This is a genomic window from uncultured Dokdonia sp. (assembly GCF_947496725.1).
Classification (GTDB): Bacteria; Bacteroidota; Bacteroidia; order Flavobacteriales; family Flavobacteriaceae; genus Dokdonia.
The window spans coordinates 263,716-288,275 of sequence record NZ_CANMDS010000002.1 but is presented as its reverse complement, the minus strand read 5'-3'; the positions used below and the strand labels follow the sequence as shown (position 1 = coordinate 288,275).

The 24,560-nt window shown below is 39.9% G+C and carries 16 protein-coding genes; 10 read left to right on the top strand and 6 right to left on the bottom strand.

Annotated elements, in window-relative coordinates:
• Nucleotides 1-47: 47 nt before the first annotated feature.
• Nucleotides 48-1,460 (bottom strand): Gfo/Idh/MocA family oxidoreductase, encoded by a 1,413-nt coding sequence (locus tag Q0948_RS05130; RefSeq protein WP_298349473.1) that lies wholly within the window; start codon nt 1,458-1,460, stop codon nt 48-50.
• 208 nt (nt 1,461-1,668) lie between these two features.
• Here Q0948_RS05130 and Q0948_RS05125 point away from each other — a divergent pair, with 208 nt between their 5' ends.
• From Q0948_RS05125 to Q0948_RS05110, 4 genes are all read left to right on the top strand, one after another.
• A complete protein-coding gene (locus Q0948_RS05125) occupies nt 1,669-4,122 on the top strand; it encodes a TonB-dependent receptor plug domain-containing protein (protein WP_298349470.1) in 2,454 nt (817 codons plus the stop codon).
• 141 nt (nt 4,123-4,263) lie between these two features.
• Nucleotides 4,264-7,317 (top strand): carboxypeptidase-like regulatory domain-containing protein, encoded by a 3,054-nt coding sequence (locus tag Q0948_RS05120; RefSeq protein ID WP_298349467.1) that lies wholly within the window; start codon nt 4,264-4,266, stop codon nt 7,315-7,317.
• A complete protein-coding gene (locus Q0948_RS05115; RefSeq protein ID WP_298349464.1) occupies nt 7,307-11,200 on the top strand; it encodes a carboxypeptidase-like regulatory domain-containing protein in 3,894 nt (1,297 codons plus the stop codon). The genes Q0948_RS05120 and Q0948_RS05115 overlap by 11 nt, the downstream gene beginning before the upstream one ends.
• A gap of 196 nt (nt 11,201-11,396) precedes the next feature.
• Nucleotides 11,397-13,325 (top strand): S9 family peptidase, encoded by a 1,929-nt coding sequence (locus Q0948_RS05110; RefSeq protein WP_298349462.1) that lies wholly within the window; start codon nt 11,397-11,399, stop codon nt 13,323-13,325.
• Nucleotides 13,326-13,398: 73 nt separating this feature from the next.
• Here Q0948_RS05110 and Q0948_RS05105 read toward each other — a convergent pair whose 3' ends face one another.
• Nucleotides 13,399-14,055, bottom strand: a complete 657-nt coding sequence (locus tag Q0948_RS05105) for an HD domain-containing protein (protein WP_298349459.1) — start codon at nt 14,053-14,055, stop codon at nt 13,399-13,401.
• A 140-nt stretch (nt 14,056-14,195) separates the two neighbouring features.
• Nucleotides 14,196-14,609: a BrxA/BrxB family bacilliredoxin gene (locus tag Q0948_RS05100; RefSeq protein WP_298349456.1), complete on the bottom strand. Its 414-nt coding sequence runs from the start codon at nt 14,607-14,609 to the stop codon at nt 14,196-14,198.
• 197 nt (nt 14,610-14,806) lie between these two features.
• Here Q0948_RS05100 and Q0948_RS05095 point away from each other — a divergent pair, with 197 nt between their 5' ends.
• A complete protein-coding gene (locus Q0948_RS05095; RefSeq protein ID WP_298349453.1) occupies nt 14,807-15,574 on the top strand; it encodes a TerB family tellurite resistance protein in 768 nt (255 codons plus the stop codon).
• Nucleotides 15,575-15,636: 62 nt separating this feature from the next.
• On the top strand, nt 15,637-16,308 hold the full coding sequence (locus tag Q0948_RS05090; RefSeq protein ID WP_298349450.1) for a haloacid dehalogenase type II: 672 nt from the start codon (nt 15,637-15,639) through the stop codon (nt 16,306-16,308).
• Nucleotides 16,309-16,312: 4 nt separating this feature from the next.
• Here the strand turns inward: Q0948_RS05090 and Q0948_RS05085 are convergent, their stop codons facing one another.
• A complete protein-coding gene (locus tag Q0948_RS05085) occupies nt 16,313-17,524 on the bottom strand; it encodes a lycopene cyclase family protein (protein WP_298349447.1) in 1,212 nt (403 codons plus the stop codon).
• Here Q0948_RS05085 and pdeM point away from each other — a divergent pair.
• The gene (gene pdeM, locus Q0948_RS05080; protein WP_298349445.1) at nt 17,504-18,136 is read left to right on the top strand and encodes a ligase-associated DNA damage response endonuclease PdeM; all 633 of its coding nucleotides are present in this window, start codon (nt 17,504-17,506) and stop codon (nt 18,134-18,136) included. The two genes, Q0948_RS05085 and pdeM, sit on opposite strands and share 21 nt — an antisense overlap.
• Nucleotides 18,137-18,200: 64 nt before the next feature.
• Nucleotides 18,201-19,001 carry a tryptophan-rich sensory protein gene (locus Q0948_RS05075; RefSeq protein WP_298349444.1) on the top strand — a complete coding sequence of 267 codons (801 nt, stop codon included), beginning with the start codon at nt 18,201-18,203 and terminating at the stop codon, nt 18,999-19,001.
• Here the strand turns inward: Q0948_RS05075 and Q0948_RS05070 are convergent.
• Complete coding sequence (locus tag Q0948_RS05070) at nt 18,998-20,347, bottom strand: NAD(P)/FAD-dependent oxidoreductase (protein ID WP_298349442.1); 1,350 nt, start codon at nt 20,345-20,347, stop codon at nt 18,998-19,000. The two genes, Q0948_RS05075 and Q0948_RS05070, sit on opposite strands and share 4 nt — an antisense overlap.
• Nucleotides 20,348-20,470: 123 nt before the next feature.
• Nucleotides 20,471-20,905, bottom strand: coding sequence for a DoxX family protein (locus tag Q0948_RS05065; RefSeq protein WP_298349439.1), 435 nt, complete (start codon nt 20,903-20,905; stop codon nt 20,471-20,473).
• A gap of 111 nt (nt 20,906-21,016) precedes the next feature.
• Between Q0948_RS05065 and mfd the strand changes: the two genes are divergently transcribed.
• On the top strand, nt 21,017-24,415 hold the full coding sequence (mfd, locus tag Q0948_RS05060; RefSeq protein WP_298349437.1) for a transcription-repair coupling factor: 3,399 nt from the start codon (nt 21,017-21,019) through the stop codon (nt 24,413-24,415).
• On the top strand, nt 24,408-24,554 hold the full coding sequence (locus tag Q0948_RS05055) for a hypothetical protein (protein WP_298349430.1): 147 nt from the start codon (nt 24,408-24,410) through the stop codon (nt 24,552-24,554). Before mfd ends, Q0948_RS05055 begins: the two co-directional genes overlap by 8 nt.
• The last annotated feature ends 6 nt before the right edge of the window (nt 24,555-24,560 follow it).

Below are 24,560 nucleotides of genomic sequence, written 5' to 3'. Positions count from 1 at the left end.
TGATTTAAAAAAGGCTGTAACCATTAGGTTACAGCCTTTTTTATTTTTTAAATCTCCCATCCTTTTCGATACTCACGTTTTACCCAGGCATTTGCCTCTTCATAATTAGTCACGCGCATATTATCTCCATCCCACTTAATGGTGCGACGCCCAGGGTAGTTATATGGATCCCAATCGCCAGACTTTTTGCCAGGTTTAAATTCTTTCTTTTGGTATGCTTTTATAGCAAGATTCCCCATTAAAACAGCCTCGGTAAGTGGCCCGCCATAAGAAAATGGTGATGAGGTGCTGCCTCCATTTATACAAGCTTCTACCCACTCACCTGCGTGACCGGTGGTTACTCTTTTTATAGTTTGTGGTACTGCCGCCATATCTTTCATACGCTCGCTGGGCAATAAGCGAGGGTTGCCGCTATAGGTGTCTGTTATCATAATACCATCACTACCATAAAAGATGCTTCCGCCGCCGTCTTTACCTGGTGTTTCACCTTCGCCTAGTTCGCTTGGTAGGTCAGGCATAATACCGCCATCATACCAGTTAAGACCCACATCACCTTGCGTAGGTGACTTAAACTTAAGTCTTACAATAGAACTAGGAGGGCAGGCTTCTGGATGATCTGCCTCTACAAAATCTCCAGACCAAATGGTGGTACAACTAGCCTCTGCTTCATAAGGAAAACCAAGTTCTAGCGCTTTAAATGGAGTTTCCATAATATGGCAACCCATATCACCCATTGCTCCTGTACCAAAATCCCAAAAGCCACGCCACTTAAAAGGTAGGTAGTTTTCATTATAAGGTCTGTAACTAGCTGGGCCTAGCCATAAGTCCCAATCTAGGTTTTTTGGGATAGGTTGCCCTTCTGTAATATGCTTAAACCCTTGTGGCCACACGGGTCTGTTTGTCCAGCAATCTACACGTGAGACGGTACCTATAACCCCTGCGTTTATCCACTCTTGTGCGGTTCTTATACCATCGCTTGAGGCGCCTTGATTACCCATTTGAGTCACAATACCTTGCTCTTTTGCCACTTGCGCCATAAGCCTAGCTTCATAAATATTATGCGTAAGAGGCTTCTCTACATAGGCGTGTTTATTTTCACGCATAAAGGGTATGGATATGGTGGCGTGTGTATGATCTGGAGTACCCACCATTATGGCATCTATATCGTTAATATGGTTATCATAGAGTTTTCTAAAATCTCTATACGTCTTTGCTTTAGGGTGCATCTTATAACTGGCTGCACCGCGATTATCATCTACATCGCATAGGGCAACAAATTTTACCTTACCATACTGAGTAAGCTCATTTACAACACCGCCACCACGACCGCCCACACCTATGGCCCCTATGTATAACGTGTCTGATGGAGCAACGTGATTACCACCTAAGACGAAGCTCGGGACAATTGTAAAAGCCGCACTTGCTGCAGCAGATTTTTGAAGAAAAGAACGACGTTTCATAGGGTTTAAGTTTTATGCTCACTAAAGATATTAAAATCATTTTAATAGATGTAAACCACTTAATTGATTCATTTATATATGAGGTATTACTATATGACATTGGTTAATAGTGTTTTTGGACTAATTGTTAACTAATTTTTAACGTGTTCGGTTGTTACATAAAAGACTATTTACTGTCATATTTGCACTTCATCAATTAATCAATAAAATGAATCATTTTCGTTTAATTTTTACGCTCTTAGTATCACTACTAAGTTTTTATTCTTATTCTCAAACGGTCTTTAGAGGTGTAGTCCTTGAGGAAGGCTCAAAAAAGCCTATTGTGGCAAAGGTGGGTGTATCTGGTCAAGGTGCCGGTGTGACCTCTGGAACCAATGGCAGATTTCTATACAGAAAATACGACCAAGTCGTTTCTCCAGAAAGTGAACTTGTTATCTCTGCAAAAGGATATGAGTCAGTAAGTATTTCTGGTGATGATCTTCGTAATTTATATAATATCACGAGTACTATTTATTTAAAGCCTGGTGTTTCTAAAGATGTAAAACCGCTTAACGAAGCAAAGGATGTAGTCGTTTTTTGGGACGTCTCTGCTTCGGCAAAGAGCCAAAATAGTAATAAGGCTATAGATTTTGTTAATGCCTACCTAGCAACACTTTCGTCGCCAGTCGTTCGTTTTGTAGCTTTTAATGATAAGGTTGTTTTAGATAAAAAAATCACAGCCGCGGCAGATGGTACTTTCGCTTTAAGCGAAATAATAAAAAATATTAATTACACTGGAGCGACAGATTACTCGCTTATAGATGGAAGTAATACTGATGTTGCTATTGTAGTGTCTGATGGAGAGCAAAGTTTTGGAAACATTGAGTTACCGAGCACAAGCCGTTTATATACGGTAAATACGGTTGCCACTGCAAATCACGAGAGTATGATGGCAGATGCCTCATTTTATAATGGGTCTTATATTCCTCTTTTTTCTACAAATCCAGATAAGGCTATAGCACGTATAAATGCAGGTGGTGTTTTTAAGAAGGCAGATTTTAGTAAAGCACAAGCAACGGTAAAAGGAATTGTGTCTAGTACAAATGGACCTATACAAGGTGCCGCAGTTTCTTTAAGAGGTACGCTTAACGAGTATCTTACTAAAGCAGATGGGACTTTTAATATACCTGCCGTAGAGGGTGATGTGCTTCAAATAAGATATTTAGGAATGTATCCTAAAGATGTGTTGGTTACAAAAGATCCAGTCATACAGGTGGAAATGATACCACAAGCAGATATGCTTGATGAGGTGTTACTTACTGGTAATGCTAAGTCTAAAGAAAAGAAAGTAGACGCAGGAAACGGTGTTGCAAAAACAAAAGAATCTGTAGGTTATGCAGTAAATACGATTACGGCAGAAAATATAAGACCTAGTGCAACATTTCTGGGTGATGCAATACGCGGTAATTTTGCAGGCGTACAAGTACTTGGACCTCCTGGTAGCGAGAAGTTTTTAATACGTGGTGGTAATATGTCTATTAATAATGAGCTACCTCCTCTATGGGTAATAGACGGAGCACCATTTTCTGGCGTACCGTATTATCTCGACCCTCAAAATATTAAAAGTATTACTATTTTAAAATCTGCAATTGCAACAGTACGATACGGTACAATTGCTAGTGGAGGTGCTTTTCTAGTAAAAACAAAGGCTGCAAATCCTGATGCAGTAAAAGGTAAGGGTAATGTAGATCAAGCCCTAGTAAAAGGAAATGATTACAGTGAGACACTAGCAGATATGGTGGTAGAAACTTCACCTTATATTACAGCACTTGATAAAGAATCTACTGTAGCTGCAAAGTATAAAAAGTATCAAGCGCTTTCAAAAAACTTTAAGAATTCGGTTTCCTTTTATGCAGATAATGCAGAGTATTTTCAAAAAATAGCACCCGCAAAGGCAGAGCTTATACGTCTACAACTTGCAGAGGTGGCTGGAGAAAATGTAAAGGCACTGCGCATACTTAGTTACTTATATGAAGCCGCTGGCTCTTATAAACGTAATGCACAAGTAAGTGAGCGCATCGTAGCACTAGCACCTAGAGAGGCACAATCATATCGTGATCTGGCACTAGCATACACCTTAAGCGGTGATTATAATAAAGCGCTAGAGCTATACATTAATATGCTAGGAGAGCGCATACTAGGGGTAGATTTTTCTGAAATAGAAGGACCTCTAGGTAACGAGTTGAGACACCTTGTCGCACTACATAAAGATAAAATTGAATTTAACAGGCTACCTAACGAGTGGCTCACTAATGATCTTGAAATGGACATCAGGTTAGTCATAAACTGGTCTGAGCAAGATGCTCCATTTATTTTCCAGTTTGTAAACCCTAAGAAGAAATTTTACACGTGGGATCACACCTTATTTGATAATAAAGAGCGATTACTTAAGGAGCGTAAAATGGGATTTCAGTTTGAGGAGTTTGTTATAGATGACGCAAAAGCCGGTGAGTGGATTGTAAACGTACAGTACCTAGGAGAAGAGGCCACCTTTGCCATACCTCCTTACTTAAAGTACACGGTATATAGAAACTACGGAACTTCAAAAGAAACTAAAGAAGTAAAGGTTGTAAAGCTATTTGAACAAAAAGACAAGGTGTCTCTGGGTAGAATAAACTTATAAAATCACATCACATATACCGATATCTTAAAATTGTAAGATATATCTTTCAAAAAAGGCTTGCTTTAAAAAAAGTAAGCCTTTATCGGTTATACCCTACAACGCCGACATTTAAGTATCTTTAATTATCTAAAAACCAAACAGATGATTAAAAAGTACATTTGCTTTATTTTCTTAGTTCTTACATTTTTAAGCACTTCTTATTCGCAATATGGATCTCGCGTTACCGTAAAGGGAAAAATTGTAGATAATAAAACCAAAAGAGCAGTAGAGTTTGCAAACATAGGCTTTGTGGGTGCAGCTATAGGAACTGTATCTGATGTTGACGGTAATTTTAGCCTCAGCTTTGCGCCAGGTTTACTTTTGGCTACAGATAAATTTCAGGTATCTGTAATAGGTTATGAGCCACAAATTTTTTCAAAAAATGATGTGCTTAAGCAGGTAGGAAAAGATTTTTTTATTTCGCTTAAAGCGAAACCATATAGCCTAGATGAGGTCATAGTAGGAGAAACAAAACGAACTAAAAGTACCGTAGGTGATCTAGATTATGACGACCGAATTATAGGGTACTGGAAAGATGTAGAAGGACTAGGAGGAGAGATTACTACTAAAATTAAAATACGTCGTAAAAACACAAAACTTCACAACCTCCAGTTTAAGGTTTTAGAAAATGGGGCAGACAGTCTCCTTGTGCGTGTAAATGTGTATGATGTAAATCACTACGGCCTTGTGGGGCAAAATCTCTTATCACAAAGTATAAAACACACCATATCTACGAAACAAGGTCTAGTCTCTATACCTCTTGAAGATTATGGAATCTATGTGCACAGTAATATCATTGTGGGTATAGAACTCCTAAAGGTATATGGAAGACAGATAGGCTTCTCACTAGCGGGTAGTATGAGTAAGGGTACTTCCTTTATACGTTACAAAAGCCAAGATCACTTTAAGCCAGTAGAGAATACCGCTATGGCGTTTAGACTTGACGTTTCAAACCCAGCACGTAAAGGGAGTGGTCCAGAAAAAAGGGATATTCCAAGTATGATTACACTCTACTGGGACGCATCTACAGTGCATAAAAATAGAAACCTTGAAAGTGATATAGCACTAGTGAGTGATCTCCTCAAAAAAACAAAAGAAGCTCAGGTAGATGTGATAAAATTTTCTCAAGGTTATGAAGAGGTAAAAACCTTTTATATGCATAAAGGGAAGGCCGCACCCATAATATCATATCTTAAAAACACAGCCTACGTGGGATCTGCAAACTTTGAAAACCTCACTAGGCCAGAATTAAAAGAGAGTGCCGCTGTCATTTTAGTAACTCAAGGACAAACAGTGATTTCTAAAATAACACCTAGCTTTCCCTGCCCTGTATTTGTTATTTCTAGTAACTATGATGCAAATAAAAAGAGTCTTGAGGACCTGGCTCTATTTACTGATGGCGATTTTCTTGATGCCTCACTAGAGGACAAGAAAGATCTAATAAAAAGATATACGCACTTTATAGAAGATCGACCTGTACAGGAGTTGCCTACTTCTTTTGCTTCGGGTGGGGTAAGTTATCAAGGCAAACAAGGAGAAATAAAACTACAGGGCGCAAAAGTGACATTGCAAAACTCTTTTAGAACCGTAGAGACAGACGTAAATGGGTCATATCGCATTGCTGCAACCCCTGGAGATATATTAGAAATTTCATTCCCTGGTATGGAAAACCAAGCCATAAAAGTAGGAGAAAGAGGCAGGAATAATGTAAAAATGATTGCGACCTATGATGTGCTAGATGAGGTGATTCTGACTTCAAAGAAACAAGAAGAGGTGCTAGTACAAACTACGCAAGGTTTACGCAATGAAGATGCCGTAGGCTACAAAAACAACCTCATAGATGAGAAAGAAATTACAGCAAAGTATACAACACTGGGACAAGTATTACGAAGAGAGGCAGGCGTAGAGGTAAGACTAGACGTTTTTACCCGTAAGGAAGTCTACATCTTTCCGAGAACATTTTATAACTCTATCGAAACACCACAACCACCTATTATAGTTATAGATGGCGTTATCTATAATCAAACAGATGCTACAGAGCTCCCACAATTAGATATGCAAAACGTAAAATCTATAAATACAAATTCATCTCTTATCGCAACAACACTTTATGGTAGTATCGCTGCTGGAGGTGTTATAGAGATTAAAACAAAAACGGGTAACACAACCACAAAGGCGGCAAAGAAAAAGGCATCTGCACTAGCAACGGGTAATACCTATATAGAGCAGGTGCCAGTTTTTGAAAACGCTCGTGTAGTATCTAACACCTATAAAGCATTACAGCAAGGGTCAAGTCTAGAGGATAGTAAAGAAGTGTATTTTAATCTCCTTAAAAGACGCACTAACCCTGGCATCTCATTTTATATGGATGCTTATAATTACTTTAAAGATCAAGACGCACAGTTTGCAGAGCGTATTGTTACCAGTATTATTGCTGTTGCACCAGAAAATAAACAAGCATTGCGCACCGCTACTTTTGCACTTCAAGAGTTAGGACTAGATGATAAAGTAGTGTCTGTAGTAAAGCATATAAAAAGCATAGCACCTCGTGATGTGCAGTCATACCTAGATCTTGCACAAGCATATGATAGTAACGGTGATTATCAAGCTGCTTTTGAGGAGTATAAAACTATTCTAGCAAATCAACTTGAGGGAGTCAACTTTGAAAGCATTCAAGAAACTGCCGAAAATGAACTAAGAAGACTTGTAAAAATGCATAAGTCTAAGGTGTCATTTACAGATTTGCCACAGTCACTTCTTGATGTGTCTTTTTCAAAAAAGAGACGTCTCGTGTTTGAGTGGTCAGATCCATCTGCTCAGTTTGAAATACAATTTGTAAATCCAGAAGGTAAATTTTTTACTTGGGATCATACAATGTATAAAAATCAAGAAGTAATGGCTTCACAACTTAGGACAGGGACTCTTGTAAAAGAGTTTGAGCTAGATGATTTATCACAAGGCAATTGGATAATTAACCTTAATTACGTGGCAGACTCAGCGATTACTAAGACCACACCTTTCCTTACCTACACCAGCTATGAGGATTATGCGACAGACACAGAAAAGAAAAAAGTAAAAATCATCCCGCTAGCTCAAATCACTAGCAAAGTGACAATAGATAATTTCATCATCAATTCATCAAACTATGAGAACTAATGTATACATCATTGCCTGCCTATTGCTGGGAAGCTTATCGCTCAATGCACAAACCATTTTTAGAGGAACCGTGGTCGCAGCGGGGTCAAAAACGCCTATTGAAAATGCAAAAATAGGTATCACAAATCAAGGCGTGGGGGTCACGAGCAATGCCCAAGGAGCCTTTTCTTATAAGAAATATCACGAGACCCTCTCAGACACAGACCAGCTCTTCGTATCTGCACCAGGTTTTGAAACCATACACTTAAACGCGACAGATGTGAGAGCCTTGCTCAATAGATCTAGCGCTATTGTTTTAGAAAAGGGCTCACCACAAGAAACCCCAGCAATTACTCATCTCAAGATATTTTGGGATATCTCTGAGGGTATGCAAGATCGCAACCTCAATAAAGAACTTGCCTTTGTAAAACAATATTTGGCAGCTCTTAATGAGCCTATGGTTACCCTTGAGGTGTTTAATAAGGATATCATAAGAACGGAGGTTTGGAAAAAGTGGGATGGAGATATGGACCGCTTTCGCGAAAGCGTAACCCAGCAAACCTATAATGCCCCGTCTAATTATAGCATACTCAGTCTAGAAGGTGCAGATGCCGTTTTATTACTCTCAAATGGAGTGCCTAACTATGGTAAACTTAATGCAAATCAAGATATTCCAGTTGTACCATTTACCACAGTACAAACTACCGAAGGCCAGCAATACCTCGCTGCACTGGCTAAGTATACTTCTGGCACTGTAAAAAAAGCAGTTGCTCAAGCACCAGTTGTTGAGAATGTAACCCCAACAGTAAATCGCACAAACCGCATATATTCTGGTGAGATAACGTCACTTACTCAAAAAATATCTGGAACCGTAAAAAGCTTAGGGAGACCATTACAAGGAGCAACCATCGTAGTAAAAGGAGATTTAAAAGAATATACTACAGATGCAAATGGTGCTTTTCAAGTAGAAGCAGCAGCTGGAGATATACTACTTGTACAAGCGCTAGGGATGTTTCCTAAGGCAGTAGCGGTACAAGAGCAAAATAATTATGATATAAAAATGCTACCTAGTAGTGATCAACTAGAGGAGGTGGTGCTTACTGCAAGTCGTGAGAAAATTTTTGCAGGTGATAAAATTATAGAAGGTACAAATGAGCCTAATATGCCAGGAGGCATAACGAGCTTAGGAGATTTTTATATTACAGATAAAGACATCACACCAGATGGACAAAGTTTAGAACGCGTATTAAGAAAGAATTTTAAAGGTGTACAGGTTAGTTATACAGAAAGGGGTGAGGTAGTCACCATTTTTGGTAAGAGACCTAATTGGATTGTAAATGGGGTAATGGTGAGACAAGGACAACCTATACCATTATATATTCCAGATAATGAGATTCTCTCTGTAATTATAAAAGACAACCCACTTTCTACAAATATTAAATATGGTGGAGAAGGAGACCGAGGCTTACAAGTACTGGTAACTACAAAGAGTTATAGAAAAGATGCTATTAAAAACACAGCCCTTGTAACCGGTAATGATTATACAGAAGAGGTAAAAGACCGCTCTGTTACTGCGTTACAAGTGACAGGTGTGGTAACAAGTCCCAAAGGGCCATTACAGGGAGCAGAGGTTGTACGTAAGGGCTCCCTAGAAATTGCTTACACAAAGGCAGATGGAACCTTTAATCTCGCAGCAAAAAACGGAGATATCCTCATTATCTCTAGCCTAGGGATGTTTACAAAGGAGATTGCGGTTACAGATAAAGAGGAGTATACGGTAAATTTATTACCCAGTAGTGATTTACTAGACGAGGTAGTCTTAAATGGAGCTAAAACCGCAAGGGAGAAACTCTTCGAGAAAAAGGATGCGATAAGGAGCAAAAGTAGTTTTGCGTCTAATGTATTATTTAAAGAGGAGTTTGAAAATAAAGGGTATTCAAGTCTCATAGATGTGATGAATGGAAAGTTTGCTGGAATGGTATTGAGAGGGAGATATCCTGGGCGATATTTTGATAATACGCGAGGTGGACGACCATACGCTGTTATCATTGATGGTGCTCTACGGGAGCCTACTATTTTAGAAGAGATACCTCCCTCTAGTATAGCAATGATACAGATAACAAAATCAGTAGCCGCTGGAACAAAGTATGGCATACCAACTCCTAACGGATTAATAGATGTTACAACTCAGAGCTTAGCAGATTTTAAGAATAGAGATAAAAAACCTAAATCTGCCCTTGTAACCGGTAATGATTATACAGAAGAGATAGAAGACCGCTCTGCTACTGCGGTACAAGTGACGGGAGTAATAACCTCAGGAGCAAAACCATTAAAGGGAGCTGCAATCACAAAAAAAGGCACCTTTAACGAGGTATATACAGATGCAAATGGCCGTTTTACCATCACCGCAGCTATAGATGATGTCCTTGTAGTGAGTGCACCGGCTATGTTTACAAAAGAGGTGTTGATAGAAACTCAAGATATGGGTGCTATTACCTTAACTTCAAAAAGCAATGACCTAGATGAGGTCGTGCTAGAAGGGCGTGAGCGCGTAGATAACACGGTAGAGACCGCTTATGGTAAAACCAGTGGTGATAAAATAGGCTATGCCACGGGAGAGATTAGTACAAGAAATTATAGTGCTGGGTACACTAGTCTAGACCAGCTCATAAAGGGTAAGGTAAGTGGCGTGACGGTAAACAGTGGTCTACTCACAGGTCAAGCAACAACTTACAAAATACGTGGCGGCTCACAATCTCTTACAAACGAAGTACCTCCTATATGGATTGTAAATGGAACTCCATATCAAGACCCTCCATCATTTTTGGATGTAAACCAGATAGACAATATCTCGGTACTTAAATCTGTGGTCGCAACCTCTCGTTATGGGTCGCTTGCAGCAGGAGGGGCTTTTCTTATAAAAACCAAAGAAGCAAATTTTGAGGCAAAGGCTGCCAAAAATAAACAGAGCGCTCTAGTTTCTGGTAACGAGTATACGGGTGATGTTACTGGTAGTATAGACACCGCATTGCCTTCGTATATTTTACGCTTTCGCGAAAGCGGAACCCCGCAACAGCAATTTGCACTTTACAAGAAGTTGTCTCGTACCCAAGAGTCACCACTGGAGTATTATGTAGATGCCGCACAGTATTTTCAAACCATAGACCCAAAACTTGCAGATGAGGTGCGCTCAGACCTTGCCTATATCGCTCGTAATAATACAAAGGCACTACGTACACTGTCATATCTATATGAACTAGTAAATGATACGGGAAATATCGTGCTTGTAAATGAGCGCATTGCAAAAATTGCTCCAAGTGAGTCTCAGTCTTATCGAGATCTAGCACTGTCTTATCAAAATGATGAGCAGTATGATAAGGCACTTGAGTTGTACATAAATATGCTGGGAGAGCAAATAATGGGCGTAAACTTTAACGGCTTAGAGAAGCCACTGCGCAGTGAGTTGAGCCGTCTAGTTGCATTACATAAAGATAAAATAGATTATAGTAGATTGCCTAATGAGTGGCTACGCACAGACTTTAAGGTAGATATGCGTATGACCATAGATTGGTCTGACAAGTCGGTTCCTTTTGAGTTTCAGTTTGTAAACCCACAAAAGAAGTTCTTTAAGTGGACACACACGCTAGAAGAAACCAGAGACCGCCTTAAAGCCGAACAAAAGGAAGGTTTTCAGACCGAAGAGTTTATTATAGATGACGCTCCTGCTGGAGAGTGGTTAATTAATGTACAGTATCTAGGCAATGAGGGTGATTATGTATTACCTCCATTTTTAAAATACACAGTATATCGCAATTATGGGACTCCAAAAGAAACAAAGGAGGTGCGTGTTATAAAACTATTTAAGCAGGTGGATAAAGTGACACTTGGTAAAGTGACGATGTAAACCCTAAGTCTTAATTTTATATTGTAAAGCCCTCTTTTGAGGGCTTTTTGTATGCTTATACGAGCACACTTCTTAATGCTAGAAAATAAGATTTTTATAACAGCTAAGCATTTTAAAATCGAGTATCTTGTTGTTCTTAAAGAAGAACAAATCTTAGGTGTCTACATATCTTGATACCTTATACCAAACAGATTTAATGAAGACAGAAAAAACACTACCAGGTAATACAGCACTCCCATCTACCGCAGCAAATCTTGCAAAACTCATCGCTCAGGAAGATGGTGATTTTAAATACAAAGTAGAAGATTACTTTCAGACGCCAGAGGCGTACGCTTTTAAACTTTCTCCAGACGGAAATTATCTCTCCTATATGAAGCGTCGTGAGGACGGTAAACGTGATTTGTTTTTAAAAAACACAACCACTCAAGAGGAGCTATTGCTTGTAGAGCAGCAAGAAGATCTAATACGTAGCTACTTCTGGGCGAGCCCAGATAGAATAGTCTACTCTCAAGATAAGGGCGGTGATGAAAATTACCACCTCTTTGGCGTAAACTTAGATGGTAGTGGTAATGAGGAGCTCACGCCTTTTGATAATGTGCGTGTAGGCGTACTTGCCACGCTCAAAGAAGATAAAGACCACGTTATTGTGCAGATGAATAAGGATAACCCTGCGCAAGAAGAGCCTTATAAACTCAACATTAAAACGGGTGCTATAGAGAAGCTGTATACCGTAAAGGAAGGAGATAACCCTGTGGCTGGATACGATTTTGACAAAGATGGAAACCTAAGAGCTATCTCAAAAATTATAAACGGTGTCGATATGGAGCTCTTCTATAATGTAGATGGCGAGTTCAAAAAAATAATGGAAGTTCCCTTTGGAGAGTCCTTTGGTATTATTCGGTTTGATTATGCTTCAGATAATCCAGATGCGGCATATGTAATCTCAAATCTCGAGACAGATAAGATAGAAATACAACGTTACGACTTAAAGGCAAATAAGGTGCTCGAGACAATGTATAGAGATGATACGTATGATGTGAGCGGGATTACGCTTTCGCGAAAGCGCAATTACGAGATTGATTACTACTCGCATAACGGAGAGAAGGCAGTCATTGTACCTGTAAGTGAAACTTATAAAAAAGTGCAGGCACGTTTACAAAAAGATTTTGGCGACAAAGATTTTTATGTAGTAGGAAGAACAGACGATGAGCATAAAATGATGGTCGTAGTAACTAGTGACCGCATTATAGGTGAGTATCATTTATATGATGTAGAAAAGGATACAGTTACCTTGCTTTATAAAATACTCCCACAACTGGAGGAGGAAGATATGGCTGCTATGGAGCCTATCACTTTTACCAGTAGAGATGGTGTGACCTTACACGGGTATCTCACCTTGCCTAATGATATCGCAAAGGGAGAAAAAGTGCCTATGATTGTAAATCCCCACGGTGGGCCTCAGGGTATACGTGATAGTTGGGGTTTTAATGCAGAGGCACAACTTTTTGCTAGTCGTGGCTATGCAACCTTGCACGTAAACTTTAGAATTTCTGGAGGGTATGGTAAGGAGTTTTATACCTCTGGTTTTGGCCAGATAGGCCGCAAAGCGATGGATGATGTAGAAGATGGTGTAGATTATGTGGTAAGCCTAGGAGCAATAGATAAAGATAGAGTAGCCATTTATGGCGCAAGTCACGGTGGCTATGCCGTGCTGCGTGGTATGACAAAAACACCAGAAAAATATGCCTGCGGTGTAGACTATGTAGGGGTGAGTAATTTACACACCTTTATGGGTACGATACCGGCTTACTGGGAGAAGTACCGTGATATGCTACATACCATCTGGTATAACCCAAACAAGCCAGAAGAGAAGAAAATAATGGATGAGGTATCTCCTGCACTACACGTAGATAAAATTGTAAAACCTCTTTTTGTGGTACAGGGAGCAAATGACCCTAGGGTTAATATAGATGAGGCAGACCAAATAGTAGCACAACTACGAGCACGAGGGGTTGAGGTGCCTTATATGGTAAAGTATGATGAAGGCCACGGCTTTGGTAAAGAAGAAAACACCCTTGAGCTGTATAAAGCGATGATGGGCTTCTTTGCAACGCATCTTAAATAAATATTTTAGTAAGAGTTAAAAAGCCCTAAGCACTTATAATGCTTAGGGCTTTTTTATTAAATGCTCGCTAGGTTTATTTTGAACCCTCCCACTCAAGGTAGAATTGCTCCAAAAAACCTTCCATATAAGCGTGACGTTTTTCGGCAATTTTTTTTCCGGTCTTTGTGTTCATACGGTCTTTGAGTAAGAGTAGTTTCTCATAAAAATGATTGATAGTAGGAGCGGTACTCTTTTTATACTCATCTACAGTCATATCTAACTGTGGTTTGACCTCTGGGTCATACAGTTTGCGGTTTTTAAAACCGCCATAGTTAAACGTACGAGCAATGCCTATGGCACCTATAGCGTCTAGCCTGTCTGCATCTTGTACAACATCTAGCTCTGGCGAGGTAAACTCTTGGGCCTTATTACCGCCTTTAAAAGAGATATTTTTTATAATCTGTACCACGTGCTCTATAACGGCGCTGTCACAGTTTTGACTTATAAGGAACTCGGTTGCCATTTTTGGCGCAACGGTTTCATCTCCGTTAAAAAATTTTGAGTCTGCAATATCGTGTAGCAAGGCTCCTAATGCAACTACGAGCTCATCTACAAGCTCACCTTTTGCAATGTGCATTGCATTATTATAAACACGTTCTATATGAAACCAGTCGTGACCACCTTCGGCATTTGCTAGGGTTGCTTTTACAAAGGTGATGGTGTTTTCTATAAGAATTTGCTGTTGGCTCATACTATAATTTAATAATGCTATAAATATGGATTAAAGTTCGTGAGATTTATGGAGAGTAACAAGTCTGCTTTCGCGAAAGCGTGTATAAAAAAAGACCGCTCTATAAAAGCGGTCTTCGTATTGTTACAAGAAGTGTTGTACTAGCTTGCGTGCTCTTCAAAAGCATCCATAAGGTTTTCTGCAATCATCTCTGCAGGTCTTCCTTCAATGTGGTGACGCTCTATCATATGTACTAGCTCTCCGTCTTTAAAAAGTGCCATAGATGGGCTAGATGGAGGAAAAGGTACCATAAAAGAACGAGCAAGATCTGTAGCCTCTCCATCTACTCCTGCAAATACAGTATAGATGTTATCTGGCTTCTTACCATTAAGAACTGCGTGTACAGCCGCTGGACGGGCGTTACGAGCAGCACAACCACAAACAGAGTTTACAACCATAAGGGTTGTACCTTCTTTTTTCATTGCAGCTTGTACGTCTTCTGTTGTATGTAATTCTGTGAAGCCATTTCTGGTAAGGTCTTCACGCATTGGTTTTACTAAATCTGGTGGATACATAATCAATTTATTTTGAGTACAAATATACAAAAAGCATACCTTGATAATAAGACGGAAAAAATGGCAGATTATTACACAGTCTGATTATAGACATACAGGGGAGGCGGTAAGTATGGCGGGATGGCGTAACAATTAAATAGTCCTCACGTCTAATGGTTAGAACCCGTAAATTTGCGGGATAAGAATAGAATGTAAGTATGATTAAATATATAGGTGCTGTAGTAGGTTACTTTTTGGGACGTGGATTTTTTGGAGCTGTAATAGGATACTTTCTAGGTAGTGCTGTAGATATGTTTATGGACCAGGGTAAAAAAACGGGTCAAGGCGGTAGTACAGGCCAGCGTTTTAAAACCGTTTTTGAACAAGCTACACAGCAAAGTGTTTCTCCAGGAGATTTTGAGCTCAACTTGCTGTCGCTTGCTTCTATAGTCATTAAGGCAGACGGGAAGGTAAGTCAGAACGAGCTAGACTACGCTAGACAATACTTTGTAAGAGCGTATGGTAAGGAACGTGCAAATGCTACGTTTAGAACCTTTAACACAGTAATAAAGGATAGGGAGGTCTCTGCCACGCGTATATGTACCTATCTCAATAGTCGTACTCGCTATGAGGTACGATTACAAATTTTACACTTCTTATTTGGTATTGCACAAGCAGATGGTCACGTGAGCCAGCCAGAGGTAAACGTACTAGGTACTATTGCTGGATATTTTAGAATAAATCATCAAGATTTTGAGAGTATAAAAAATATGTTTGTTAAGAAAGCAGACAGTGCCTATAAAATCTTAGAGATAGATAAATCTGCTAGTAATGATGAGGTAAAGAAAGCCTTTAGAACAATGGTAAAAAAATACCACCCAGATAAACTTATGGATATGGACGAAGCCTACAGAGCCGGCGCCGAAGAAAAATTCCGTAATGTACAAGAGGCTTACGAGCAAATCCAGAAGGAACGCGGTATGTAATCTTACTATTTCTTTAAGAGTTCTTTGCGTTGTGGCTGCTTAACTTTGTTTAAAAAGACATAATGAAAAAGCCATCTACCCTATTTTTTGATGTAAATGAGACACTTCTTGATCTTAGTTTCTTAAAAGAAAAAATCACCACTGCACTAGATGATAGAGGAGAGCTCGTCTCGCTATGGTTTAGCACCTTATTGCATTACTCACTCGTGGCAAATACGATTGAGGCTTATAAAGATTTTGGCGAGATAGGCGTAGCCGCACTACAGATGGTAGCTGCTGGTAATGATATCACACTCACAAAACAGCAAGCAGAAGCTGCTGTAATAAAACCTTTTAAAAAGCTCAAGCCTTATAGCGAGGTAAGAACATCGCTGCTAGCATTAAGAGAACAAGGTTTTAGACTTGTAGCGCTCACTAACTCTTCACAAAAAGGCCTTGAAGAAAAACTAGAATTTGCGGGTATTGCAGATTGTTTTGATACCTTGCTTAGTTGTGAGCCCGTTCAAAAATTTAAACCAGCCCCAGAAGTTTATAACTGGGCAATGACTACTATGGGTGTACTACCCGAAAATGCATTGATGATTGCTGCACACGGCTGGGATATTGCCGGAGCGCAAAATGTAGGTATGCAAACCGCTTTTATAAATAGGCCAGGAAAACAGCAGTACCCACTTGTGCCAGAGGCAGATTATGTGGTAGATGATTTGAGCCAACTAGCAAGTGTAATCAAGTAACTCGCTATTTAAAAACAACCTTTAAAGCGGCTTTAAGAAAGGGAATTTTTGGTGCACTTAACACCACTTTTAATTCATCTGCGAGGGATGATTCTTCATCTAGAAATCTAAAAATATGAGCAGCTTTTCCCTTTTTAAACATTCGGGTAAAAATTGAGGCGCCTTGCTCGTTATGTTTTGCCAGCACTTCTAGTAATACAGCATCATAAAAGCGCCACCTGTTTGCAAGGCTATAAGTTGTAAACCTGCTGTCGGTTTTTAAAAAAGTGATGAGATCCTTTGATTTTTTGAGCGTGTGGGTAAATGTGTACCCTGTACTCGCCTTTGTCCAGCCTCCTGCAGTTCCTATGTGTAGTACGTGCGGTGTGTTGTGCTGTGTAAAATCATAGGTAGTCATAGGGATGCTTCCTTGCTCACGATCTATAATCTCATAGTTTTCTACACCTAGATTTTTGAGATAAGTTTTGATAGCATTTTCATATTCGGCTTTAGAGAGGAGCTTTTCAGAAAACAGGGTGTACTCTAAAAGTGCCTCTGTGGTAGATGTAGGTAAAACGTACATAAATCTACAATTTCCCTCCTGAGGAATGCTAAAATCCATATATGTAGCCTGTTTTGGGTCAAAAACAGGTTTTTCGGTCTTGACAAACCATCCTATAAAATGTTGCTGTAGTACAACAGCTTGCGTTTGCTCCTTGAGCAGGCTGGGTTTATAAATGCTATTAAGTACCGCAGGACTCTCAAATATACTTATGTCTGTAGTTACTGTTGCTTTCCCATCTAGTGTGGTTATAGTGCTAACAGATGCTTCTATAAACGTGATATTGCTATGTTGCGATAATTCCGCTTTCGCGAAAGCGTACAATCCAGCGCTTTCTATCTTTTTATACGTGTAAGGCGCAATATCGATATGACTATGCACTCCCTCACCTTTTATTAAAACCGAAGGCCAGTAATATGAAACGATCGCTTCATACATAGAAGGTTCTATCTCCCAGAAGCACCAAGTGCGGTCATTACTTTTATTAAGGTCTTGGTCTATGATGGCAATACTCTTTTTTGAAAAAAAGGGATCTCTTGCCATACGTAAGGCAGTAGTAAGTCCGGAAAGGCCAGCGCCTAGAATGATATAATCATAGTGAGTTTGCACGTGATAAAGATACGTGTAAAAGATGGAGTGCTGTATCTTTGTAAGGTGACAAAAACGAGCATTCATAACAACATATTTACACTCTTACCTACGGGCACAATGTTCTGGGAGGAACAAGAGATTCTTTTTATTGCAGATGTACACTTAGGCAAGGTGGCTCATTTTAGAAAACACGGTAGCGCGGTACCGCAAGAAGCTATACTCAAGAATTTTGAATTACTAGACGAGGCTATTTCTTGTTGTGACCCCAAGGAGGTTTGTTTTTTGGGAGATCTTTTTCACTCGGCAATAAATATAGAATGGCTTTATTTTGAAAAATGGGTCAATGCTCAAGCAGTTCAGATTACACTCGTTACCGGTAATCACGACATCATAAATCCTGAGCGCTTTGAGCAATTAGGTATAAAAATATTTGATGAGCGGGTGATTGATACATTTTTGCTCACTCACATCCCTGAGGAGCGTGAGGGGTATTTTAATTTTTGTGGCCACATACACCCTGGGGTTAGACTAAAGGGTTTAGGAAGGCAAGTAATGAAGTTGCCTTGTTTCTTTAAAAAAGAGAACCAACTTATTTTACCTGCCTTTGGAGAGTTTACAGGTAACTACATACTTGAGCCAGAGGCTGGTGATGAGGTATTTGTTGTAACTCCAGAAGAGGTAATCCTTGTGGAGTAGATTTGTGATTATGTTAATACAGCAAGTCTTTGCACGGCTGTAACTTTACTAAAAATCAGTGATTATGAAAAAGACATATGCGATTGTTAATTTTCTTTCTGTGTTATTAGTCCTAGCTGTAAACGGACTCTCACAAGCCCAGCGCTGGAATAATACTACGATAGGTGAAGCTTCAGATAAGTATGAGAATTTATTTACTCCAGCAGGATATGCATTTTCTATCTGGGGTGTGATTTTCTTAATGCTCATAGGATATTCGCTTTTTCAAATACGTCGTGCCTTTTTTAGCAAGAAAGAATCACCGTTTATTATACAGACCGGCTGGTGGTTTGCTATTGCAAATTTTCTTAACGCAGCTTGGGTAGTAGCATTTACGTATGACTACATAGGATTATCCGTTCTCATTATGCTAGGAATTTTGTCGAGCTTATTACTCGTAATCTGGCGCACTAATATGGAACGTTGGGATGCTCCCGCTGAGGTCATTGGACTTGTGTGGTGGCCTATTTGTATTTACTCTGGGTGGATAGCCGTTGCTACTATTGCAAACTTCTCTGCTTTCTTTTCTAGTATAGACCTAAAGGGTACAGATCTTAACGAGGTTGTGTGGACTATGGTAATGATTACTGTGGCTGTACTTATAAATGTACTTATGGTATGGTTACGTAATATGAGAGAGTTTGCGCTGGTTGCTGTGTGGGCACTTGTCGCGATATTCATAAGACATAAAGATCAATATGAGAGCATCGCTTACTACGCTTTACTAGGAGCAGTAGTATTAGTAATAATTACAATGCTACACGCCTTTAAGAATAAGGAAACCGCTCCTCATTTAAAATTCAAGGAACGGTTTCTTGATAATTAAACCATACTCTGCATATCACTTGCAAATGTAGGATATGCAAAAACCGTCTCTCTAAACTGTGTACAGGTTAGCTTTTGCTGTATTGCCATCGCAAATAAGTTGATCATCTCACTCGCCTCTGGCGCAAGAATCTCGGCGCCAAGTATCTCATCATTTTCACCTTTAAGCGTTTTGTAGCAATAGTTCTTTGAGTTTAATCTTTTTACACTAAACCAATCTGGAACGTGCTCACTTAGTACTTTATAAGAAATGCCTCGCTCTTTTGCTTGGTCTTCTGTGAGTCCTACCATTGCTAGCTGTGGTGTTGTATATACTGCAGTAGGTATTGCCGGAAAATCATATTTGGTATGTGTTCCAGTAGCTAGTTGTATACCTACGTGTCTACCTTCCTTGCTAGACAGTGGTGTGAGTGGCAGAGAACCAGAGTCTGCTACATCGCCACAGGCATATACACTAGGGTTAGTAGTGCTTTGTAAATACTCATTGACCTTAATGCCTCTAGGTGTAGTAGCTACATTTCCTTTGTCAAGCGCAAGCATATCTACAGAGGGTACACGTCCAGAGGTATTAAAAACCATCTCGGCTTTTACGCTCTGCTCTTCGCCATCACGTGTATAAAAAACGCGTGTATTTTTTTGAAGCATTTCGGCGCGGATAACATCTGCATTAAAAATAAAGTTGATTCCTATTTTTTTTGACTCTTCTTCTAAGAGCCCCGTGATACTAGCATCAAACATTTTTAAAACACGCTCCCCACGTTCTATAATTGTTACATCTACACCGCAGCGTGCCGCGATATGAGCAAACTCCATAGCGATATAACCTCCACCCACAAAGATAATGCTCTCTGGCAGGGCTGGTAACTCAAGAAAATCGTCTGAGGTTTTAAACAACTCAGCACCTTCAAAGTGCAGCGGTCTAGGGATAAGACCAGAGGCAATAACCACCTTATCTACCGTCACCTTTTTACCCTCAACGCTTAGAAGACCTTCCTCGATAAATTGAGGCGACTGGTGGTACATTGTAATCCCTAGTTTATCTAGCGATTCTTCCGTTTTTATGGGCATTGCAGAGACAAACTTTTCTTTGAATTTTTGAAGCGCTTGCCAGTCTATTTTTGGGATTTCGGTCACGCCTACCGCTGCCATATCGCTCGTTCTAGCAATGATTTCACTGGCGTTAAGGAGTACTTTTTTGGGGTCACAACCTCTATTTGCGCAGGTGCCGCCATACTCACGATTATCTGCAATGGCTACTTTCATTCCTTCTTTGGCACAACGTGTTGCCACCTGTCTACCTGCACTGCCTGATCCTATTACAAAAACGTCATAATGTTCAAATCCCATACCTTCTTTTTTTATAAAGGTACTGCGGTAATCTGCCTTTGGGTGTTATGGAAATTGTAAAATCTTAATCACGCTTTCGCGAAAGCGTACTCACAACCCATTCAAAATCTGTAAAAAATAATATTACTGCGGGTTTGTAAATCCGTCTACTACAGTCTTTGGTGTACCGTCTATGGCAAACGTATTGTGACGTAAATTTTTAATAAAGATGAAGAAGAAAATTACATAAATCATTTGCGAGCCTACCAGATCCCAGTCTTCCTTAAATGAAGTTCCCGCCATTAATAATGTGATTAATACAAAACTTAGTGCTGCGGCAATACGTGTTTTAAACCCTATAATTAATAAGATGCCCAGTACAAGCTCGACAATAGGTAGTCCAAAAGCGATAGGCTCCACCAGAGCGGGTGGTAACATTGTTCCCTCAAAACCTTTTGATAGTCCGCTGGCAAAGCCTTCCATTTTAGGAAGTCGCACTACCCCGTGCAATAAGAAGTTGATTCCTATGGTAATACGCGCGATTACAAATGCTAGCTGATGATCTGTCCAATGTTTCATACTTTAAAAGTAGAAAATAGAAAAGAGGTGTAATGTTATGAAAATGGTAAAAAGTAAATAGCGCTTTCGCGAAAGCGTACTCAAGACTATCTTTGTAAAAAATCTTATTTCTTGAGTAAATCAGAACTCTCACAGCACTTTGCACAGTCTCTGCCACTGCAGAAACTAGGGGAAGCTATTGCCCATTCTCAACGTATACAAGCAAAAGGTCTCACGGGATCGTCATTATCTTTTGCTGTAAGTCAGCTTTTTGAAGGCCAAGAGCGCCCCGTATTGTTAATTCTTAATGATAAGGAAGAAGCGGCCTATTATCTCAATGATCTTGAAGCCCTGCGCAAGGAAGAAAACGTACTCTTTTACCCTGGCAGTTACAGGCGTCCTTACCAAATTGAGGAGACAGATAATGCAAATATCTTGTTGCGTGCAGAGGTGCTTAATCGTGTAAACTCACGTAAAAAGCCAGCTCTTATCGTGACGTATCCAGATGCGTTATTTGAAAAAGTAGTGACACGTAAGGAGCTAGATAGACAAACGCTCAAGGTGACTGTAAATGATAAGTTATCGCTAGATTTTATAAATGAGATGCTCTTTGAGTATCGTTTTAAAAGAGTAGATTTTGTAACAGAGCCGGGTGAGTTTTCGGTGCGTGGAGGTATTGTAGATGTATTTTCATTTTCGCACGACAGGCCGTATCGTATAGAGTTTTTTGGCGATGAGGTAGATAGTATTAGAACCTTTGATGTTGAGAGTCAGCTGTCGTTAGACCAAGTAAAGAAAATATCAATAATGCCTAATGTGGAGAACAAGGCATTAGAAGAAACAAGAGCTAGTTTCTTAAAATATATCTCTGCAAAGACAGTCGTTTTTATTAAAAACAGGTCGTTGTTATATGATCGCACAGATCAAAACTTTTCTAAAGCCGAAGAAGCTTTTGAAAACCTCTCACAAGAGGTAAAACGCAACTCACCAGAAGAGCTTTTTTGTCACGGTAAAAATCTAAAAGAACAACTTGACTCTTTTACCACTATAGATTTAGGAAGTAGTGCAGAGGTAGGTGAGATAGAACATAGCATCACCTTTGATGTGGCGCCACAGCCATCTTTTAATAAGCAGTTTAACCTCCTTATAGAAAACTTAAATGATAACCACGCTCGTGGTTATAAGAATATTATCACTTGTAGTAGTGAGCAACAAGCAAAGCGTTTTCAAGACATTTTTGATGATGCAGATGCTATTGTATCATCCTATGAGACCATTGTGCTATCACTTTATCAAGGTTTTGTAGATAATGACACAAAAATGGTGGTGTATACAGATCACCAGATCTTTGAACGCTACCATAAGTTTAATATCAAAAATGGCTATGCAAAAAAGCAAGCCATCACGCTCAAGGAGCTTACTAATCTAAGTGTAGGTGATTATGTCACGCACATAGATCACGGTATAGGAAAATTTGGCGGACTCAAAAAGATAGACGTTGAGGGTAAAATGCAAGAAGCCATCAAGCTCATTTATGGTGAGCGTGACATCTTATACCTGAGTATACACTCATTACATAAAATCACCAAGTACAACGGTAAAGATGGTAAGCCGCCACAAGTATATAAACTAGGAAGCCAAGCCTGGAAAAAGCTTAAAGCCAAAACAAAATCTAAGGTAAAACACATAGCCTTTAACCTTATAAAACTCTATGCAAAACGCCGCCTGCAAAAGGGATATGCCTTTGGGCCAGACACCCATATGCAGCACGAGCTAGAAGCGAGTTTTATATATGAAGACACTCCAGATCAAAGCAGCGTTACAGAAGATGTAAAACGCGATATGGAGAGCGATCGCCCTATGGATAGACTAGTGTGTGGTGATGTAGGTTTCGGTAAAACAGAGGTTGCCATACGTGCCGCGTTTAAGGCGGTAGATAACGGTAAGCAGGTAGCAATACTAGTTCCTACCACAATACTTGCCTATCAACACGCGCGTACGTTTAAAGAACGCCTTAAAGGTTTCCCAGTGACGGTAGAGTATCTCAACCGTTTCCGTACAGCCAAGGAAAAAAGAGAAGTGCTCGCCGGCCTCGAGAGTGGCGCGGTAGATATAGTGATAGGTACGCACCAGCTCACTAGTAAAAATGTCATTTTTAAAGACCTAGGTCTTCTAGTAATTGACGAAGAGCAGAAGTTTGGTGTAGCCGTAAAAGATAAACTCAAGACTATCTCAGAAACGGTAGACACGCTCACACTCACAGCAACACCTATACCTCGTACCTTACAATTCTCACTTATGGCGGCTCGTGATCTTAGTACCATCACCACGCCACCACCTAACCGTTACCCTATAGAAAGTAATGTTGTGCGCTTCTCAGAAGAGGTGATACGAGATGCAGTCTCGTATGAGATACAACGTGGTGGGCAGGTATTTTTTATTCATAATCGTATAGAGAATATAAAGGAAGTCGCTGGCCTCATACAGCGCCTTGTGCCAGATGCAAAAGTGGGCGTAGGTCACGGCCAGATGGAAGGTAAAGCCCTAGAGGCAAAAATGCTCTCGTTTATGAATGGGGAGTTTGATGTATTGGTCTCAACCACCATTATTGAGAGTGGTCTTGATGTCCCTAATGCAAATACCATTTTTATAAACAATGCAAATAACTTTGGACTCTCAGACCTACACCAGATGCGTGGTCGTGTGGGACGAAGTAATAAAAAGGCCTTCTGTTATTTTATCACACCGCCATACTCTGTAATGACCGAGGATGCTAGAAAACGTATCCAGGCGCTAGAGCAGTTTTCTGTATTAGGAAGCGGTTTTAATATCGCGATGAAAGATCTTGAGATACGTGGTGCAGGAGATTTATTAGGAGGAGAACAGAGCGGCTTTATTAATGAAATAGGTTTTGATACCTATCAAAAAATCCTCAACGAGGCCATAGATGAACTCAAAGAAGATGAGTTTGCAGAGCTTTATAAAGATGATCCCGCTTTCGCGAAAGAAGAAAGAGAATACGTAAAAGACACCGTACTTGATACCGACTTTAGTCTTCTCTTCCCAGATGATTATGTAAATAGCATTACAGAGCGTCTAAGTCTATACACTGACTTGAATAATGTAAAAACCGAAGAACAGCTTGATGCCTTTGAGGCAAAACTTGTAGATCGTTTTGGACCCTTACCAGATGAGGCCGAAGACTTGCTGGACTCTGTGCGCATTAAGTGGGTAGCAACTAAGATAGGCCTAGAGAAAGTAGTAATGAAAAATGGCAAACTCACAGGCTTCTTTATAGCAGACCAGCAGAGCTCTTTTTACCAGAGTCCTACCTTTGGCCGTGTGCTTAAGTTTGTACAAGAAAATGCATACCGCGTGAGCATCAAAGAAAAGAAACTGTCGAAAGGACTTAGACTTCTCTTAAAATCTGACGATGCAAAAACTGTAAATGACGTTGTCGCATTATTAAGACCATTAATGCCAAAGAGTACTCAAAAAGTAACCGCAAAGACCTCAGGAGGTGATGAGTAAATCCTGGAAAAATTCGCTTGCGGTAATCGCTGCAATTATTACCATTATAGGCTTAGTAACTGGGAAGTTTCTGTTCTTTGTGATTTGGTTACCCTTGGGATGGCTATTTAACTCAAAAAAGGAAGATCGTGTGGACTAAGTATTC

Bases quoted from the DNA above. Each gene is read 5' to 3' on its own strand.
- Q0948_RS05100 (WP_298349456.1), bottom strand. From the start codon at position 14,609: ATGTATCCACCAGATTTAGTAAAACCAATGCGTGAAGACCTTACCAGA.
- Q0948_RS05105 (WP_298349459.1), bottom strand. From the start codon at position 14,055: ATGAGCCAACAGCAAATTCTTATAGAAAACACCATCACCTTTGTAAAA.
- Q0948_RS05125 (WP_298349470.1), top strand. From the start codon at position 1,669: ATGAATCATTTTCGTTTAATTTTTACGCTCTTAGTATCACTACTAAGT.
- Q0948_RS05095 (WP_298349453.1), top strand. From the start codon at position 14,807: ATGATTAAATATATAGGTGCTGTAGTAGGTTACTTTTTGGGACGTGGA.
- Q0948_RS05055 (WP_298349430.1), top strand. From the start codon at position 24,408: ATGAGTAAATCCTGGAAAAATTCGCTTGCGGTAATCGCTGCAATTATT.
- Q0948_RS05130 (WP_298349473.1), bottom strand. From the start codon at position 1,460: ATGAAACGTCGTTCTTTTCTTCAAAAATCTGCTGCAGCAAGTGCGGCT.
- Q0948_RS05070 (WP_298349442.1), bottom strand. From the start codon at position 20,347: ATGGGATTTGAACATTATGACGTTTTTGTAATAGGATCAGGCAGTGCA.
- Q0948_RS05065 (WP_298349439.1), bottom strand. From the start codon at position 20,905: ATGAAACATTGGACAGATCATCAGCTAGCATTTGTAATCGCGCGTATT.
- Q0948_RS05090 (WP_298349450.1), top strand. From the start codon at position 15,637: ATGAAAAAGCCATCTACCCTATTTTTTGATGTAAATGAGACACTTCTT.
- Q0948_RS05115 (WP_298349464.1), top strand. From the start codon at position 7,307: ATGAGAACTAATGTATACATCATTGCCTGCCTATTGCTGGGAAGCTTA.
- Q0948_RS05120 (WP_298349467.1), top strand. From the start codon at position 4,264: ATGATTAAAAAGTACATTTGCTTTATTTTCTTAGTTCTTACATTTTTA.
- Q0948_RS05075 (WP_298349444.1), top strand. From the start codon at position 18,201: ATGAAAAAGACATATGCGATTGTTAATTTTCTTTCTGTGTTATTAGTC.
- Q0948_RS05110 (WP_298349462.1), top strand. From the start codon at position 11,397: ATGAAGACAGAAAAAACACTACCAGGTAATACAGCACTCCCATCTACC.
- Q0948_RS05085 (WP_298349447.1), bottom strand. From the start codon at position 17,524: ATGAATGCTCGTTTTTGTCACCTTACAAAGATACAGCACTCCATCTTT.